At 62.7% G+C, this 16,930-nt stretch carries 13 protein-coding genes and 2 pseudogenes; 9 read left to right on the plus strand and 6 right to left on the minus strand.

Features of this window, described 5'->3' with window-relative positions; translation table 11 throughout:
* Positions 1 to 4 precede the first annotated feature (4 nt).
* Both exaA and P3S72_RS19670 read left to right on the plus strand, forming a co-directional pair.
* Positions 5 to 1,918, plus strand: a complete 1,914-nt coding sequence (exaA, locus tag P3S72_RS19665) for a quinoprotein ethanol dehydrogenase (protein WP_276193698.1) — start codon at positions 5 to 7, stop codon at positions 1,916 to 1,918.
* Between the two features lie 58 nt (positions 1,919 to 1,976).
* The gene (locus tag P3S72_RS19670; protein WP_276193699.1) at positions 1,977 to 2,624 is read left to right on the plus strand and encodes a pentapeptide repeat-containing protein; all 648 of its coding nucleotides are present in this window, start codon (positions 1,977 to 1,979) and stop codon (positions 2,622 to 2,624) included.
* Between the two features lie 136 nt (positions 2,625 to 2,760).
* Here P3S72_RS19670 and P3S72_RS19675 read toward each other — a convergent pair whose 3' ends face one another.
* A complete protein-coding gene (locus tag P3S72_RS19675; RefSeq protein WP_253396994.1) occupies positions 2,761 to 3,387 on the minus strand; it encodes a response regulator transcription factor in 627 nt (208 codons plus the stop codon).
* Complete coding sequence (locus P3S72_RS19680; RefSeq protein WP_276193700.1) at positions 3,387 to 4,646, minus strand: histidine kinase; 1,260 nt, start codon at positions 4,644 to 4,646, stop codon at positions 3,387 to 3,389. Before P3S72_RS19680 ends, P3S72_RS19675 begins: the two co-directional genes overlap by 1 nt.
* Before the next feature lie 279 nt (positions 4,647 to 4,925).
* Here P3S72_RS19680 and P3S72_RS19685 point away from each other — a divergent pair, with 279 nt between their 5' ends.
* The 6 genes from P3S72_RS19685 (at position 4,926) to P3S72_RS19710 (ending at position 9,961) form a co-directional block, all read left to right on the plus strand.
* Positions 4,926 to 6,110 (plus strand): ABC transporter substrate-binding protein, encoded by a 1,185-nt coding sequence (locus P3S72_RS19685; protein WP_276193701.1) that lies wholly within the window; start codon positions 4,926 to 4,928, stop codon positions 6,108 to 6,110.
* Positions 6,111 to 6,138: 28 nt separating this feature from the next.
* Entirely contained in the window at positions 6,139 to 7,098 is a 960-nt protein-coding gene (locus P3S72_RS19690; protein ID WP_276193702.1) for a YVTN family beta-propeller repeat protein, read from the plus strand.
* Positions 7,095 to 7,835, plus strand: coding sequence for an ABC transporter ATP-binding protein (locus P3S72_RS19695; protein ID WP_276193703.1), 741 nt, complete (start codon positions 7,095 to 7,097; stop codon positions 7,833 to 7,835). The genes P3S72_RS19690 and P3S72_RS19695 overlap by 4 nt, the downstream gene beginning before the upstream one ends.
* Complete coding sequence (locus P3S72_RS19700) at positions 7,832 to 8,623, plus strand: ABC transporter permease (protein ID WP_247402978.1); 792 nt, start codon at positions 7,832 to 7,834, stop codon at positions 8,621 to 8,623. Before P3S72_RS19695 ends, P3S72_RS19700 begins: the two co-directional genes overlap by 4 nt.
* 108 nt (positions 8,624 to 8,731) lie before the next feature.
* On the plus strand, positions 8,732 to 9,271 hold the full coding sequence (locus P3S72_RS19705; RefSeq protein ID WP_247402980.1) for a PQQ-dependent catabolism-associated CXXCW motif protein: 540 nt from the start codon (positions 8,732 to 8,734) through the stop codon (positions 9,269 to 9,271).
* Between the two features lie 24 nt (positions 9,272 to 9,295).
* Complete coding sequence (locus P3S72_RS19710; protein ID WP_247402983.1) at positions 9,296 to 9,961, plus strand: response regulator transcription factor; 666 nt, start codon at positions 9,296 to 9,298, stop codon at positions 9,959 to 9,961.
* 198 nt (positions 9,962 to 10,159) lie between these two features.
* Here the strand turns inward: P3S72_RS19710 and P3S72_RS19715 are convergent.
* The 3 genes and pseudogenes from P3S72_RS19715 to P3S72_RS19725 form a co-directional block, all read right to left on the minus strand.
* Positions 10,160 to 11,797: pseudogene (locus P3S72_RS19715) on the minus strand (PAS domain-containing hybrid sensor histidine kinase/response regulator); the annotation flags it as partial.
* A 256-nt stretch (positions 11,798 to 12,053) separates the two neighbouring features.
* Entirely contained in the window at positions 12,054 to 13,211 is a 1,158-nt protein-coding gene (gene nosP, locus P3S72_RS19720; protein ID WP_247402985.1) for a nitric oxide-sensing protein NosP, read from the minus strand.
* 434 nt (positions 13,212 to 13,645) lie between these two features.
* Positions 13,646 to 14,821, minus strand: a complete 1,176-nt coding sequence (locus P3S72_RS19725; RefSeq protein ID WP_276193704.1) for a porin — start codon at positions 14,819 to 14,821, stop codon at positions 13,646 to 13,648.
* A 274-nt stretch (positions 14,822 to 15,095) separates the two neighbouring features.
* Here P3S72_RS19725 and P3S72_RS19730 point away from each other — a divergent pair.
* Positions 15,096 to 15,224, plus strand: a pseudogene (locus P3S72_RS19730) (MBL fold metallo-hydrolase); the annotation flags it as partial.
* Between the two features lie 43 nt (positions 15,225 to 15,267).
* Here P3S72_RS19730 and P3S72_RS19735 read toward each other — a convergent pair.
* Complete coding sequence (locus P3S72_RS19735; protein WP_247402992.1) at positions 15,268 to 16,893, minus strand: methyl-accepting chemotaxis protein; 1,626 nt, start codon at positions 16,891 to 16,893, stop codon at positions 15,268 to 15,270.
* Between the last annotated feature and the right edge of the window lie 37 nt (positions 16,894 to 16,930).

The raw sequence follows: 16,930 nt of genomic DNA on the forward strand, positions 1-16,930 counted from the left end.
AACCATGACAAGAACAAGATCGCTACCCGCCCTCTCACCGCTGAGGCTCACCCCTTTGAGCTTAGCTGTGCAGGCCTTCCTGCTGGTCGGCAGCCTGTCCTTGAGTGCGGCCAGCTTCGCCGCCGCTGAACCTGCCACCAAGCCGACCCGCAACGTCACCTGGGAAGACATCGCCAACGACCACCTGACCACCAAGGACGTGCTGCAATACGGCATGGGCACCAACGCCCAGCGCTGGAGCCCGTTGGCCCAGGTCAACGACAAGAATGTGTTCAAACTCACCCCGGCCTGGTCCTACTCATTCGGTGACGAAAAGCAGCGCGGCCAGGAATCCCAGGCCATCGTCAACGACGGCGTGGTCTACGTCACCGGCTCCTACTCCCGCGTGTTCGCCCTCGACGCGAAGACCGGCAAGCGCCTGTGGACCTACAACCACCGCCTGCCCGAGAACATCCGCCCGTGCTGTGACGTGGTCAACCGCGGCGCGGCGATCTTCGGCGATAAAATCTACTTCGGCACCCTCGACGCGCGCCTGATCGCCCTCGACAAGAACACCGGCAAAGTGGTGTGGAACAAGAAATTCGGCGACCACGCCGCCGGCTACACCATGACCGGCGCCCCGGTGCTGATCAAAGATAAAGTCAGCGGCAAGGTGCTGCTGATCCACGGCAGCTCCGGCGATGAGTTCGGCGTGGTCGGCCAGTTGTATGCGCGCGACCCGGACACCGGCGAAGAAGTGTGGATGCGCCCGTTCGTCGAAGGCCACATGGGCCGCCTGAATGGCAAGGACAGCACCCCAACCGGCGACGTGAAAGCCCCGTCGTGGCCGGATGACCCGACCACCGAAACCGGCAAAGTCGAGGCCTGGAGCCACGGCGGCGGCGCGCCTTGGCAGAGCGCGAGCTTCGATGCCGAGACCAACACCATCATCGTCGGCGCCGGCAACCCCGGCCCGTGGAATACCTGGGCGCGCACCGCCAAGGACGGCAACCCGCACGACTTCGACAGCCTCTACACCTCGGGCCAGGTCGGCGTCGACCCGAGCACCGGCGAAGTGAAATGGTTCTACCAGCACACCCCGAACGATGCCTGGGACTTCTCCGGCAACAACGAGCTGGTGCTGTTCGACTACAAGGACAAGGACGGCAAAGTGGTCAAGGCCACCGGCCACGCCGACCGCAACGGTTTCTTCTACGTGGTCGACCGCAACAACGGCAAGCTGCAGAACGCCTTCCCGTTCGTCGACAACATCACCTGGGCCAGCCATATCGACCTGAAAACCGGCCGTCCGGTGGAAAACCCAGGCCAGCGTCCGGCCAAGCCGTTGCCGGGTGAAACCAAGGGCAAGTCGGTGGAAGTCTCGCCGCCGTTCCTCGGCGGCAAGAACTGGAACCCCATGGCCTACAGCCAGGACACCGGCCTGTTCTACATCCCGGGCAACCAGTGGAAAGAGGAATACTGGACCGAAGAGGTCAACTACAAGAAAGGCTCGGCGTACCTGGGCATGGGGTTCCGCATCAAGCGCATGTATGACGACCACGTCGGCACCCTGCGCGCGATGAACCCGACCACCGGCAAGGTGGTGTGGGAGCACAAGGAATCCCTGCCACTGTGGGCCGGCGTGCTGGCGACCAAGGGCAACCTGGTGTTCACCGGCACCGGCGACGGTTTCTTCAAGGCCTTCGACGCGAAAACCGGCAAGGAGCTGTGGAAGTTCCAGACCGGCAGCGGCATCGTCTCGCCGCCGATCACCTGGGAACAGGATGGCGAACAGTACATCGGCGTCACCGTCGGCTATGGCGGCGCGGTGCCGTTGTGGGGCGGCGACATGGCCGAGCTGACCAAGCCGGTGGCACAGGGTGGGTCGTTCTGGGTGTTCAAGATCCCGAGTTGGGATAACAAGACCGCGCAGAAGTAACCCTTTGCGGGGAGCGTCAAGCCACGCGCCCCCGCTTTCCTTCCTTAGAGGCCTAGCCATGAAATACCTGCCCCTCTTGCTCCTGCTCTCCCTGCCCATGGCCCACGCCGACGACGGCGACGACGCCCCGCTGGTCATCAACGGTTGCACCATCGCCGAACACAGCCAATGCCCCGGCGCCAACCTCAAGGGCGCCAACCTGAGCAACCAGAACCTCGCCAAAATGAACCTGGCCGGCGCCGACCTGCGCGATGCGGACTTGCGCCACGCCAACCTCGACCTGGCCAACCTGGAAAAAGCCCAACTGCAAGGAGCCAACCTGACCCGCGCCAGCCTGCAACAAAGCAACCTGCGCCTGGCCGACTTCACCGGCGCCACGCTGATGGCGATCCAAGGTTGGGGCCTGTTCGCCCAGGGCGCGCAGTTTGAAAACGCCAACCTGAGCGCGGCCTACCTGCAATTCGCCCGACTGTCCGGGGCAAAAATGCGCAAGGCCAACCTGCGTGCGGCGGATCTGGAAATGACCTGGCTGAGCAAGGCCGACCTGCGAGGGGCGGATCTGAGCGATGCTAATTTGCAAGAGGCCAAGTTCGGTGAGAGCAACCTGGAACAGGCCACTCTCACGGGCAGCCGCCAGCACTATGCGAACTTTCAGGATGCCAATATGGAAGGCTGCAAGGACTGCCCTACCACCTGGGACCGTTAGAGCACCGCGATTCAAAATGTGGGAGGGGGCTTGCCCCCGATAGCAGTGTGTCAGCCAATACATGCATGACTGATCCACCGCTATCGGGGGCAAGCCCCCTCCCACATTTGAATGGTGTGAAACAGAGAGAAAATTGTCAGCCCGCTACTCTCACCACGCCCATGTCGATGCCCAAGTGGACCAGTTCGGCATGGGAACTCACCTGCAGCTTGCTCTTGAGCAAGGTCAGGTGGTTGGACACGGTCTTGCTGCTGATATTCAGTTGTTCGGCAATGGTCCGTGTGGGCGTGCCCCTGGCCAGCATCAGGAAAATTTCCAGCTCACGCGGCGTCATGCCCTGCAAGCGTTGATCGCTTGGCGTGTAGGCCAGCTCGGTGGCCAGGGCCTGCTCGATATAGGCGTGGCCGTCGAGGATGCGCCGCACCGCTTCGATCAACACCTCGGGCGCCGAGCTTTTGGTCAGGTAGCCCGCCGCGCCGGCCTCCAGGGCTTGGCGCACCAGCGGCAGTTCGTCGTGCATGCTGAAGAACAGCACACGCAGGTGCGGCAGGCGCTGGCGCAGGCGGCGCGTGGTTTCCAGGCCGCTGATGCCGGGCAGGCCGAAGTCCATGATCACCAGGTGCGGCACCGCTTCCTGGACCCGGCTCAGCGCCTCTTCGCCACTGGCCGCCTCGCGTACTTCAATCGCCGGCAACAGCGCACGCAACAGGCTGGCATAGCCCTGGCGCACCACCGCATGGTCATCCACCAACAGAATATTCATCAGGCCTCCAATGGCATGTTCAACGCCAGCGCCCAACCGGCGCCGGGGTGGCTGAGGATTTTCAGGTCGCCGCCCAGGCAGCGTGCGCGCTCGTACATCGAATACAGACCGACGCCGGGGCGCTGCGGCGTTTGCGCACCACGCCCGTTATCGCGCACCCACAGGCGCAGACGCGAACCGCGATGTTGCAGACGTATACGCACTTGGCTGGCGTCGGCATGCCGCACGATGTTGGTCAGGGCTTCCTGCAGCAGGCGATAGAGATGGGTCTTGCTGGCCCCGGACAACGCCGGCAGGTCCGCACTGACCCGCAGCCGGCAATCGATGCCATGGCTGGCCTGCCACTGCGTCACCAGCATCGAGAACGCCTCGGCCAGCGGCAGGTGTTGCAGGGCCACCGGGTACAGGTCGTGGACCAGCGCACGAAAGCCTTGCTGCAGGTGGTCGCAGTGATCTTCCAGTTGCCCCACCGTGCGCGCCAGCAACTGCGGTTGGTCGGTGACCAGGCGTAACAGGCAGGCCTGGGCGCGAATACCGGCCAGGTATTGGCCGAGGTCATCGTGCAGGGTCTGGGCCAGGTGGTTGCGCTCCTGCTCTTGCACCGCCATCAGGGTTTGGGTCAGTTGGGTGTTGTCGGTGTGCGCCTGCTCCAAAGCATCGGTCATGCGATTGAAATGCAGCGCCAGTTGCCGCGCTTCCGGCGAGCCGGCGCTGCGCAGGCGCACATTGAGCTGGCCGGCGCAGACCTGTTGCAGCGCGCGCAGCAGTTCGTCAAGTACGCCCATGCCACGGCGCACCGCCCAGCGGATGGTCAACAGGCTCAGTGCCAGCGCCAGGGCGCACAGGCTCAACAGTTGTTGCAGGGAGTCCCAGACTTCGTCGATCTCATCACGCGGGTCGACCACAATCGACACGCGCCGCCCATCCGGCAAGTCCAGCACCTGGGCGCTGCGCCGTGCCTCGGCGAACAACAGGCGCCCGAGCCAGGCGTCCAGGCCGTCCGGCAGCGGCGCTGGCAAGGTCTCGTCGGGGGCCAGCCAATGCACGCGCACATGCCGCAGGCTGGCCGTGAGGCGCGGTTGCAGGCTGGCCGGGTCGCGCTCGGCGGTTTCGCTCAAGTAATGCACCACCGCTTCGGCCGACTGCAGCTCACGCTCCACATCCGTCAAGGCCTGGTGCAACAACAGCGCGGTGCAGGCGCAGGTGACGAGGGCGAAGAAACCGCACACCCACAGGTTGATGCGCCACAGTGCCGACATGCCTAGTGCGCCACGCGGGCGGGCACGCTCAACGCTTGCAGTGGCGCGTGCAGCTTGTCGACGCCGATCAGGCTGACGATCAGCAGGAACGGTAACAGCAAGGCTTTGAGGATTTGCATGAGCAGTCATCTCCCGAGTCTGCGCGAGGGTTGTGCCCCATGCTAAGACCGCACCCCGTGCGCGGGGCTACTACCTTGGTACTGGCTCAGCGGTACTTTCTGCATATTTGCAGCGGCCTCAAGGGTTCCTATGCTGGCGCAACCTGACATGGAGTGCCTTATGCGCCAGCTCGCCCCCTACGCCGTGCTCTACCTGCTGGCGATTGCCTGCGCCGCCGGGGTGGCCACCGCCAGCCAGGCCGCCGAGGCACCGTTGGCGGTGCAGATCGGCTACCTGGGCTATCGACCTGATCCGGGGCCGCTGCTGTCGAATGTGATTCCCGAGCCCGCGGATGCCGGGCAGCGTGGCGCGGAGCTGGCGATCATCGACAGCAATAGCACCGGCGCCTTTCTCAACCAGCGCTACAGCCTGACCGTCGCCACGGCGGACAGCCCCGACGCCCTGCTCGCCGCCGCCCAGGCCCAGCACGCCCAAGGCCTGCGCCTGTTCGTGGTCAACGCCCCTGCCGCCAGCCTGCGTCAACTCAGCGCGGCCTTGCCCGACAGCCTGCTGTTCAACGCCGGCAGCCCCGATGACAGCCTGCGCAGCACCGATTGCCTGGGCAACGTGCTGCATACACTGCCGAGCCGGGCCATGCTCGCCGATGCCCTGGCGCAATTTCTGGTGGTGCGCAAATGGCAGAAGGCGTTGCTGATCGTCGGCCCCACCGAGGATGACCAGGCCTACGCCGCCGCCCTGCGCCGCGCCGCCAAGCGCTTCGGGGTGAAACTGGTGGCGGAGAAAGCCTGGCGCTTCGATAACGACCAACGCCGCAGCGCCCAGGCGGACATGCCGCTGTTCACCCAGACCGCCGAATACGACGTGGTGCTGGTGGCGGACGAGCGCGGCGACTTCGGCGAGTACGTGCCCTACCAGACCTGGTACCCGCGGCCCGTCGCCGGCACGCAAGGCCTGACGCCCACCGGCTGGCACAAAACCGTCGAGACCTACGGCGCCGCGCAATTGCAAAAACGCTTCGAGGCCCTGGCCGGGCGCTGGATGAACGACCGCGACTTCGCCGCCTGGATGGCCGTGCGCAGCGTCGCCAGTGCGGTGAGCAAGCTGCGCCAGGTCGATCCCATGACCATCCGCCAACTGGAAATCAGCGAGCAACTGCCGCTGGACGGTTTCAAGGGCCGCAAGCTCAGCTACCGCCCCTGGAACGGCGAACTGCGCCAACCGATCCCCATCGTGCAACCGCGCGCCCTGGTCAGCACCTCGCCCCAGGACGGTTTCCTGCACCCTTTCAACGAAATGGACAGCCTGGGCTATGACAAGCCCGAGGTGACCTGCCGCTTCCCCTGATCGCTCACACAATAATAAGGAATCTGCCATGCGCCGCACCCTGCTCTCATGCGCCCTGCTGCTTGCCGCCGGGCACGCCGTGGCCAGCACCGCCTGGGTCTCCAACGAGAAAGACAACACACTGAGCCTGATCGACATGCAGACCCTGCAAGTCACCGACACGCTCAAGGTCGGCCAGCGCCCACGGGGCCTGCTGCTGTCGCATGACAAAAAGCTGCTGTACATCTGCGCCAGCGACTCGGACCGCGTGCAGGTGATGGACGTGGCCACGCGCAAGATCATCAAGGAACTGCCCTCCGGCAAAGACCCCGAGCAGTTCGCCCTGCACCCCAACGACCGCTGGCTGTATGTGTCCAACGAAGACGATGCACTGGTCACGGTGATCGACACCGAGACCTCCAAGGTACTCGGCCAGATCAACGTCGGCGTCGAGCCCGAAGGCATGGCCGTAAGCCCGGACGGCAAGTGGGCAGTGAACACCAGCGAAACCACGAACATGCTGCACTGGATCGACACCAGCACCCAGACCCTGGTCGACAGCACCCTGGTGGACCAGCGCCCGCGCTTCGTCGAGTTCAACCACGATGGTTCACAACTGTGGGCCTCGGCGGAGATCGGCGGCACCGTGACCATTCTCGATGTGGCCAGCCGCGCGGTCCTCAAGACCCTGACCTTCAAGATCAAGGGCGTCCACCCAGACAAGGTACAGCCGGTGGGGATCAAGCTCAGCGCCGACGGCAAGTACGGCTTTGTCGCCCTGGGCCCGGCCAACCATGTGGCAGTGATCGACGCCAAGACCTTCGAGATCCTCGACTACCTGCTGGTGGGCCGCCGCGTGTGGCAGATGGCATTTACCCCGGACGAAAAACAGTTGCTGGCCACCAATGGCGTCAGCGGCGATGTGTCGGTGATCGATGTGGACAGCCTCAAGGTGATCAAGTCGGTGAAGGTCGGGCGTTATCCGTGGGGCGTGGTGGTCACGCCATGAACGCCCTGGAGGTGCGCGACCTGAGCTTCGCCTATGGCGCGCGCCAGGCCTTGCACGAGGTGAGTTTCAGCCTGGCACCGGGGCGCTTTGCCGCGTTGCTGGGGCCCAACGGTGCCGGCAAGTCGACCTTGATCGCCCTGCTCACGCGCTTGTACGACCTGCAAAGCGGCGACATCCGCGTGGGCGGCCATTCCCTGCGCGACGCACCGCGCGCGGCCCTCACGCAATTGGGGGTGGTGTTCCAGCAAAGCACCCTGGACCTGGATTTGAGCGTCGAACAGAACCTGCGCTATCACGCCGCGCTACACGGTTTGTCGCGGCGCCAGACCGACGTGCGCGTCGCCGCCGAGCTGGCGCGCCAGGCCCTCACCGAGCGGCGCCGCGAAAAAGTCCGCGAGCTCAACGGCGGGCACCGGCGCCGCGTGGAAATCGCCCGGGCATTGCTGCATGAACCGCGCTTGCTGTTGTTGGATGAAGCCAGCGTCGGCCTCGACCCCGCCAGCCGCCTGGCGCTGAACCAGCACGTGCGCAACCTGTGCCTTGAGCAAGGCATCAGCGTGCTGTGGACCACCCATCTGCTCGATGAAGTGCAACCCGACGATGCGTTGATGATCCTGCACCAGGGCCGCTTGGTGGCCAGCGGGCAAGTCGATGCGCTGATCCTGGAACAGGGCGGCGACCTCGGCAGCGTGTTCGCGCGCCTGACCCGCGCCACTTCGACGGGAGCCCCGGCATGAATGCTTACTGGCAATGTTTGCGCGGCATCGTCCTGCGCGAGTGGCTGCGCTTTGTGTTGCAGCGCACGCGGTTTCTCAGCGCCCTGGTGCGCCCGCTGTTGTGGCTGCTGGTGTTCGCCGCTGGGTTCCGCGCCGCGCTGGGTATCTCGGTGATCGAACCCTACGACACCTACATCCCCTACGAGGTCTACATCATCCCGGGGCTGGCCTGCATGATCCTGCTGTTCAACGGCATGCAGGGTTCGCTGTCGATGGTCTACGACCGCGAGATGGGCAGCATGCGCGTGTTGCTGACCAGCCCGCTGCCGCGCACGTTTTTGCTGTGCAGCAAGTTGCTCGCCACCGCGTTGATTTCGCTGTTGCAGGTGTACGGGTTCCTGGCGATTGCCTGGGTCTACGGCGTGCAGCCGCCGGCCATGGGGCTGTTGATCGCCCTGCCGGCGTTGCTGCTGGTGGCCTTGATGTTGAGCGCCCTGGGCCTGCTGCTGTCGAACGCGATTCGCCAACTGGAGAACTTTGCCGGGGTGATGAATTTCGTGATCTTCCCGCTGTTTTTCATGTCGTCGGCGCTGTACCCGTTGTGGAAGATGCGCGACTCCAGCGAGTGGCTGTATTGGCTGTGCGCTATCAACCCCTTCACCCACGCCGTGGAACTGGTGCGTTTTGCCCTGTATGAACGCTTCGCCGGCCTGGCCCTCGCGGTTTGCCTGGGTTTGACCGTGCTGTTCGCACTGTTGGCGGTGCTCACCTTCAACCCACAGCATGCGGCGTTGCGCAAAAAAGGCTGAAGGCGGCAAAAACTACTACTTTAGTACTGGTTTTCATGTCTATCGTCGCATTCCCAAGGGCTCGGGACTCACGTGTAATGGGCGCATAACGATAAGGATCGCCCTGCCATGCTGCCTGCCCGACTGCCCTTGTTGGCGCTGCTGTGCCTGTTTGCCGCCAACGTACAGGCCGATACCGCCTTATTTTCCGCCGATGGCTATCGCATCAGCCTGTACCGCAGCCCCACACCCGATCACGTGCAGGGCGCGACGATCATCGACACCCCTGCCCTGCAAGCCCTGCTGACCCAGACCCCAGCCCCGGTACTGATCGATGTGTACCGCCGCCAATGGCTGCAAGGCCGCTTCATCGAAGACCAGCCCCACGCCAACCTGCCCGGCAGCCGTTGGCTAGCGAACACCGGCGACGGCGACCTCACACCGGAGTGGCAAAGTTATTTCGTGCGCCATGTGTACGCCTACAGCGGCGGCAACCTTGCGCGACCATTGGTGTTCTATTGCCGCGCCGATTGCTGGCTGAGTTGGAACGCGGTAAAACGTGCCGCCAACCTGGGCTATACCTCTGTGTATTGGTATCGCGATGGTCTGGATGCCTGGGAAGCGGCGAAGCTGCCGGTGTCGGTCGCCCAACCCGAGCCATTTGAATAACCACAATAAGAAAGGTGAACGGCCATGTACAAAATCCTGATTGCCGATGATCACCCACTGTTTCGCGAAGCGATGCATAACGTCATCAGCGACGGTTTCCCCGGCAGCGAAGTGATGGAGACCGCCGACCTGGAGAGCGCCCTGGCGCTGACCCAGGAACACGACGACCTCGACCTGATCCTGCTCGACCTGAACATGCCCGGCATGCACGGCCTCAATGGCCTGATCAACCTGCGCAACGAATCGCCGACCATCCCGGTGGTGATCGTGTCCGCCGAGCAAGATAAACAGATCGTGCTGCAGGCCATCACTTATGGCGCCGTCGGTTTTATCACCAAGTCGTCGCCGCGCCTGCAAATGACCGAGGCGATCCAGCAGATTCTCAACGGCAATGTGTACCTGCCACCGGACATCATCCGCACCCAGAAACCCGGCACCCATCGGCGCCTGAACGAAAACCCCGGTTTCGCCCCCGAATTGCTGCAGGCATTGACCCGCAAGCAGTTGCTGGTGCTGGAGCGGATGACCAAGGGCGAGTCGAACAAGCAGATTGCCTACACTCTGGAGATCGCTGAAACCACGGTGAAGGCGCATGTGTCGGCGATTTTGCGTAAGTTGAATGTGCATAATCGGGTGCAGGCGATTCTCAGTGCCGGGGATATTGATTTTGGTTCTTACTTGCGCCGCTGATCGTCCAGAAACGACATAGAACCCTTGTGGGAGGGGGCTTGGATGGGGCTTGTGTGGGAGGGGGCTTGCTCCCGATAGCGGTGGATCAGTTATAGGTGCAGTGACTGGTAGTCAGCTATCGGGGGCAAGCCCCCTCCCACATTGGATCTCCATTTGATCTCTGGATCTCTGGATCTCTGTTTGAGGAGCGTTCGGTGGTCACTTGCCGAGCAGGTGGCTCATCGCGGTCTTGAGTTTCATCGGCCGCACCGGCTTGTGCATCAAGGTGTGCCCCAGCTCGCGGATCTGCAGTTTCAGCTCGTTGCTGTAGTTGGCGGTGATCATCATCGCCGGGATCGGGCTGGCGCGTCGGGCGTTGATGCGCGCCACGGCGTCGACGCCGTTCTGCTCATCGTCCAGGTGGTAATCGGCGATGAGCAGATCGGCTTCGGCATGGTAGTTGTCCACCTGCCGCGCCAGGTCTTGTTCCGACAAGGCGGTGACCACCCGGCAGCCCCACCCTTCCAGCAAGGTGCGCATTCCCGCGCAGATCGCTGCGTCGTTATCCAGCACCCACACCCGTGCGCCTTGCAGGCGTTCCAGCATCGGTTCGCTCATGCACGGCTGGGGCAGCGATTTGGGCGCGGTGGCGCTCAAGGGCACGTCCACCGCGAACATCGAGCCCTTGCCCGGCCACGACTTGACGGTGATGCGGTGGCCGAGAATACCGGCGATTTTTTCCACGATGGCCAGGCCCAGGCCCAGCCCGCGATCCTGGTCGCGCCGCTGCACATCGCCGCGCTTGAACTCCTGGAAAATCTCCTCCAGGCGATCCTCGGCGATGCCCATGCCGCTGTCCCAGACCTGGATCGACAAGCGCTGGTGCTGGCGTCGACAGCCCAGCACCACGCGCCCCGAATAGGTGTAGCGAATGGCATTGCTCAGCAGGTTGCGCAGAATCCGCGCCAGCAGCTGGATATCGCTGCGCACCAACGCCGAACAGCCGATGAAGTGCAACTCCAGGCCTTCGCTGCGCGCCAGTTGGGTGAACTCGACGGCCAGGTTGTCGAGCAGTTCGCTGAGGGCGAACGGGGCGATATCGGCTTTGATCACCCCGGCATCCAGCTTGGAAATATCGACCAGCGTGCCCAACAGGTTTTCCACGTCTTCCAGCGAGTTGCTCACGTTGCGTACCAGGGCCTCATTGGCCTGGGGTTCGCGGCGTTCGAGCAAGGCGCCGGTAAACAGCCGCGCGGCGTTCAACGGTTGCAACAGGTCATGGCTGACGGCAGCAAGGAATTTGGTTTTCGACAGGTTGGCCTGCTCGGCTTCGAGCTTGGCTTCGCGCAGGCGCGATTCCACGCGGCGGCGCTCGTCGATTTCGCGCAGCAACTGGTCGTTCAGCGAAGTCAGCTCCGAGGTGCGCTGGGCGACGCGCAGTTCCAGGTTTTGATAAGCCTGGTGCAAGGCCTCGGCGGTGCGCCGGCGCTCGGTGATGTCGCGGATCAGCACAAAGATCCCCACCACTTCGCCACTGGCCAGGCGGTTGGGCACGTAGGAGCGCAGCATGTAGCGCTCCTGGTTGTTGATGTTGGTTTCGGCGAATTCGAAGGTCACGCTCTCCCCCGCCAGCGCCTGCGCGACGTAGGCATCCAGGCGCTGACAGTGCTCTTCGCTGTGGACTTCGCGCAGGCTCTGGCCGAGCATCATGCCCCGCGGCCAGCAGTACCATTCCTCATAGACCTTGTTGGTGAATTCATACACCAAGTCGGCATTGAGGTAGCCGATCAGGGCCGGCACATGGTCGGTGATCAGGCGAATCCAGCGCTCGCTCTCCTGGGCTTTTTGCGCCGCAGCCTGTTCACGGCGCAGGGTTTCGGCGCGCAGCCGGGCGTTGATCAGCAAGTGGTTGCTGGCGCGCAGTTCGGCCATTGCCTGGTTCAGCGCGTCGGTGCGCTCGCGCACTTGTTCGGCCAGCACCACCGAGTGCTGGAACGTGGTGTAGGGGTCGTTGCCCTGGGTCACCCCGGACTCGATGCGCTCGATCAGCGCCGCGTTGATCCGTGTCAGTTTGTGATTGTCCAGGCGCAGCCGCGCCAGTTCGGCCAACAGTTCATTGCGATCCAGGGGCACGTCCTCGGGCAATGGCGACGCCGGTGAAGGTCTGGTTGATGTGCATGCCATTGAACTGTTCTCCGTAGGTGTTGAACCCCATCACCCGCTGGTCGCGCAAGTAGCTCCCGATCTGCTCGAGGGTGCCGCTGTCTTCCAGCTCCAGGCGGCGCAGGAAGCAGTCGCAGCCTATGGTCAACAGCAGCTCGCCGAGGCGCGATTGCAGGCCGTCGAACAGGGTTTGCAGGTTCGGCAGGATCGGGCCGGGTTTCATCACCGTGAGGACGATGCCGTTTTCCACGGCGCAGTAGAAACTCAGGCTCAGGTCGTCATGCACCTGCTGGATCGCCCTGACGTAGTACTGGTCGTGGATGCGCACCGCCAGTGGGTGCGCGGCGAAGACGCGGTGGTCAAGGTCGGCTACGGCCACGCCGATATGCCGCGCATACTCCTCGGCGGCGGGCTCGGCGTTGAGCTCGAATACCCGCCGTGACGGGCTGTCGGCGCCGGTCACCACGAGTTTTTCCGCACGCGGCAGAATGTGGTGGGTGGTGAACACTTCGAAGTCCAGCCAGGTATTGACCAGCACCACCACGGCCGCGCCGCTGTGGAACACGCCGTTGAAATACACGTGGGTGTGCGTGAGGTAATTGTCGTCGCCGGCCGAGCCGCCGAAATGCGGGATATCGCCGAGCGCCGCGCTGAGGGCCGCGAGCACCATTTCTTCACGGCTGGACAGGCCGTCGAGCAAGGTCAGGGCAAAGGTGTTGCCCTTGATCGGCGCCAGGGTGTTGCTGCGACAGCCGCCCACCAGGCGTTCGACCATGTGCTGGGCGTCGATCAGGCTGAAGTGTTCCACCTGGTCGATCAGTTCGGTGGCAATCGAAAAATGCGCGTGGTTGAAGCCCATCGCCGTCACGCAATTGCGGCCGTAGCCTTGGGGCGTGATCTCGCCGGCGCTGGTGCAACCGACGAGGCGCACATTGCCGAAACAACGTTGCAGGGCTTGGCCGAGCGCCTGCAGGTCGTAGGTGGCCGAGCAGAAAAACAGCACGAAGCCCAGGTACGGATGCAGCAGTTGCTCGGCCAATTCTTCGGCGGCCTGCTCGGCATCGGTGGCCAGGGACATGGCACTGACTACGCCTTCATGGTTGTGCATCGTCGACTCTCCGCTCTGATGCATGAGTGTACGAAGGCTGGGGGGGCGGAACCTATGCTACTTGGGTACTGGGTGGGGGGATGCGATGGGATTAGACGCTCAGGGTGCAGGTAATCCAATGTGGGAGGGGGCTTGCTCCCGATGGCGGTGGATCAGTCACTGATGATGTGGCTTCAACACCGCCATCGGGAGCAAGCCCCCTCCCACATTTTGACCGCGTACCACTTGAAGACCAGGCCAGGTCTTCAATGCATTGGCCACTCAGCAGAGGAAGGTACAGGGTGTAAACAACACCCAAGCCCCCTCCCACATTTTGACCGCGTACCACTTGAAGACCAGGCCAGGTCTTCAATGCATTGGCCACTCAGCAGAGGAAGGTACAGGGTGTAAACAACACCCAAGCCCCCTCCCACACTTGGATTGCGTTTCAGGTCTTACCAGGTGAGTACGGCACCGACGGCGAAGGTGTCGGTGTCTTCATTTTGGGCGCTGGTCTCATGCCCCTTGATCTGGAACTGGTTGTATTCGGCGACCAGCTTGAGGTTGTCGTTCACGTCGTGAAACAGCGCAATGCCGCGGGTGTCATAATCCGCGCCGCTGCCCACCACGCCGTTGCCGTCGTCCTTGGTCTTGCCATACGACAGCGCCAGGCGGTTCTTGCCCAACTTGTAGGAGCCTTGCAGCAGGTAGCCGTTGCTGTCGACATTGCGCAGGGTCGCTTTGCCGGCATTGTTGGTGAAAAACGGGTTGATGCCCTTGGCCTGGAAGCCCGAGCCGGTCAGGGACAGGCCGCCCATTTTCGCCTGCACGCCGTAGCCCAGGCCCTTGGAGGTGACGCTGTCGACATTGGCGTCGGTGTTGTCCGAGGTCTGGTAGCTGCCGTTGAGCCAGCTGTAGATCTTCGCCCCGCCCACGTCGAACTGGTAGGTGATCTCGCTCTCGGTGCGCGGGTTCTTCTGGTAGGCCTTGCCTTGGGCGCTGCTGTCGTTGGTGTCGACCGGGTCGAGGATGCCGACGGCAACACGCAAGCCGTCCATCACCGGGGTGCGGTAGGTGATCTGCGAGGTCGGGAACGGGTACGGATAGCCGCTGCCGATATTGCCGAACGAAACCCCGCCGCCATCGACCAGGCCGAGGCTGTCGCTGACCTGGCCGTAGCCCGCCAGCAATTCATCGAGCAGGATATTGGAACGGGCGAAGAGGCCGAAGTCCTTGCCGATCAGCACTTCGCCCCACTCCGGGTTGGCCACGGTGCCGTAGAACTGGCGCACATCGATGGCGGTGTCGGTGCCGTTGGTCTGGCTGTCGTTGATGGTCACCCAGAACGAGGCACGGGCGCCGAGTTTGAGGTCGTCGGCCTGCTTGGTCATGTTGAAGCCCAGGTAGTTGGGCAAAAAGCCCATCTTCACCCGGGCCTGGCGGCGGTCGTATTGGTCACCGGCGCGGTCAACTTTGCTGTTGACGTAGAAGGCGTTGATGTAGCCATCGGTGGAGAAGGTGGTTTCGTCTTTGTCGTACAACATGATTTCGGCGTTGGCGAGTGGGCTCAGGCCCAGGCCAACGAGAAACACAGGTAACAGACGCAAGGGGAGATTCTTATTGTTATGCATGGTGCGCTCCGCAACGTTGACGTGATGTCGGAGGCGATTATCGGAAGCTGCCAGGCCACGGCCTACGCTGCCTTGGCCCTGGTTTGCGGGTGCTTTGGGTGGGCCACGGGTGCCCGGCAAGTTCGGTGTAAGACGGGCCCGGTTACAGGCCCGGCACTTAGGGTGTACGACCGGCCCTGAACAACATGCCGAAAGATCGCGTCGACGGTTCGCAGTTCGACCACTTGTTCGCCCCGGATGAAGTCTTCCCTATCGGCAGTTTGAACGCCCCCAGCGCGATGCCGGGCTGGGGATGCCGACGCTGTTGCTGCCGGCGATCCAGGTGAATGTGCGGGCGGGGCATATGCCGCCGCCCGAAGAGCATGGGGTGATGTACCGCAAGATTCCGCTCAATCAGCTCTGAGCGCGCTCCAGCCGGAGCGCACGTTGAGGACGCATGCCGTTACTCAACTGACGGAGAACTTGGCAACGATTTGCTTGAGGTCGACCGCCAGCTTGGAAAGCTCATGACTGGCGATGGAGGTTTGCCCAGCGGCGGAAGAACTCTGGATGGACAGATCCCGAATGCTGATCAGGTTCTGGTCCACCGAGCGGGCAACGTGGGCCTGCTCCTCGGATGCCGTGGCGATCAACAGGTTGCGGTCATTGATATCTGCAATGGCCTCAGTGATTTGCGTCAAGGCCACACCGGCTTCATGGGCGATTTTCAGCGAGTCCACTGCGTCGTTGCGGTTCAGCGCCATAGAGGACACCGCGTCGCTGGAGCAGGTCTGGATTTTCGCAATCATGTGCTCGATTTCCTGGGTCGAGGTTTGCGTCCTGTGGGCCAGCGCCCGAACTTCGTCGGCCACCACCGCAAAGCCTCGCCCCTGTTCCCCGGCCCTGGCGGCTTCAATAGCGGCGTTCAAGGCCAGCAGGTTGGTTTGCTCGGCAATGGAGCGAATCACCTCAACCACCCGCGCAATATCCTGAGCCTGCTTGGCCAACCCTTCGACTTCCACGCCAGTCTGCTGCACCGTGGCGCTGAGCTTCTCGATGGACGCGATGGTTTGCGTCACGCGCTCCTGGCCGATTTTGGCCGAACGCTGGGAATCCTGCGTCGATTGGGAAGCCGAGATCGCATTCCTGGCCACCTCTTCCACCGCCGCCGTCATCTCGTTAACCGCCGTGGCCGCCTGATCCGTCTCCATGCTTTGGCGTTCAATACCTGCACTGGACTCGCGGGTGATCGAACTCATCTCCTCCGCCGCCGAAGCCAGTTGTCCAGACGCCTCCGAAATATTCTGCAGGGTGCTTTTCAGGTTCATCTGCATGGACGCGGTAGACCGTTGCAATTCGGTCAGCTCATCATTGCCATTGATGGCAATGGCCACACGCAAATCCCCATCGGCAATTTTGCCGGTCGACACCAACAATTCGTGCACCGGTTTAATGATGCTGCGGGCAAACAGACGAGCGACCACGACGGCGACCAGTAACGAGCCGACCATCAAGATCCAGGTAAACAAACGCGCTCCTTGATACTCGCTGGACGCGACCTGTACCGCCTCGGCGGAGCCACGCGCGTTCAACGCGATCAGTTCGCCGATGGCACGCTGCACATCAAGTGCAATCGGTCCGTTAACCTCACGCAAATAGGTGGCCGCCTGCTCGGCGGAAAGGCTGGAGGCTTGTGCGAGGAACTCATCCGTTTTCTGGATGTAGTTCTTTATCCCGCTCAATGCCTCGTTGTACTTGGCTTGTTCCTCGGGGCTCGACACTAACGGCGCATAGCGCTCGGCAACTTCGAGCGCTTGCGCGCGAACACTTTTGAGCTTCTCAAGCGAAGCGGGGTCTTGACGCGTGGCTTCCATGGCAAAACGACGTAGATCAAGACGCAGTTTGTAAAAAGCCACATCTATCTCACCGCCCAGGCGAATACTGGGGAGCCAGTTGTTTTCGATTTCAACGGTCGAAGAATAAACCTTATCGACTTTTATAAGCGTCATTGCTCCTTGTACTAACAGCAGAAGACACACCACACCAAAACACAGAGTGGTACGAACGTTCAACTTCAAGGCTCTCATGGACATCGCGGCTCACCCTTATTCTGGGCCGCGAATTTCACGG

This window comes from Pseudomonas sp. D3 (assembly GCF_029320995.1).
Lineage (GTDB): Bacteria > Pseudomonadota > Gammaproteobacteria > Pseudomonadales > Pseudomonadaceae > Aquipseudomonas > Aquipseudomonas paraveronii.

Bases quoted from the DNA above. Each gene is read 5' to 3' on its own strand.
- exaA (WP_276193698.1), top strand. From the start codon at position 5: ATGACAAGAACAAGATCGCTACCCGCCCTCTCACCGCTGAGGCTCACC.
- P3S72_RS19670 (WP_276193699.1), top strand. From the start codon at position 1,977: ATGAAATACCTGCCCCTCTTGCTCCTGCTCTCCCTGCCCATGGCCCAC.
- P3S72_RS19675 (WP_253396994.1), bottom strand. From the start codon at position 3,387: ATGAATATTCTGTTGGTGGATGACCATGCGGTGGTGCGCCAGGGCTAT.
- P3S72_RS19680 (WP_276193700.1), bottom strand. From the start codon at position 4,646: ATGTCGGCACTGTGGCGCATCAACCTGTGGGTGTGCGGTTTCTTCGCC.
- P3S72_RS19685 (WP_276193701.1), top strand. From the start codon at position 4,926: ATGCGCCAGCTCGCCCCCTACGCCGTGCTCTACCTGCTGGCGATTGCC.
- P3S72_RS19690 (WP_276193702.1), top strand. From the start codon at position 6,139: ATGCGCCGCACCCTGCTCTCATGCGCCCTGCTGCTTGCCGCCGGGCAC.
- P3S72_RS19695 (WP_276193703.1), top strand. From the start codon at position 7,095: ATGAACGCCCTGGAGGTGCGCGACCTGAGCTTCGCCTATGGCGCGCGC.
- P3S72_RS19700 (WP_247402978.1), top strand. From the start codon at position 7,832: ATGAATGCTTACTGGCAATGTTTGCGCGGCATCGTCCTGCGCGAGTGG.
- P3S72_RS19705 (WP_247402980.1), top strand. From the start codon at position 8,732: ATGCTGCCTGCCCGACTGCCCTTGTTGGCGCTGCTGTGCCTGTTTGCC.
- P3S72_RS19710 (WP_247402983.1), top strand. From the start codon at position 9,296: ATGTACAAAATCCTGATTGCCGATGATCACCCACTGTTTCGCGAAGCG.
- nosP (WP_247402985.1), bottom strand. From the start codon at position 13,211: ATGCACAACCATGAAGGCGTAGTCAGTGCCATGTCCCTGGCCACCGAT.
- P3S72_RS19725 (WP_276193704.1), bottom strand. From the start codon at position 14,821: ATGCATAACAATAAGAATCTCCCCTTGCGTCTGTTACCTGTGTTTCTC.
- P3S72_RS19735 (WP_247402992.1), bottom strand. From the start codon at position 16,893: ATGTCCATGAGAGCCTTGAAGTTGAACGTTCGTACCACTCTGTGTTTT.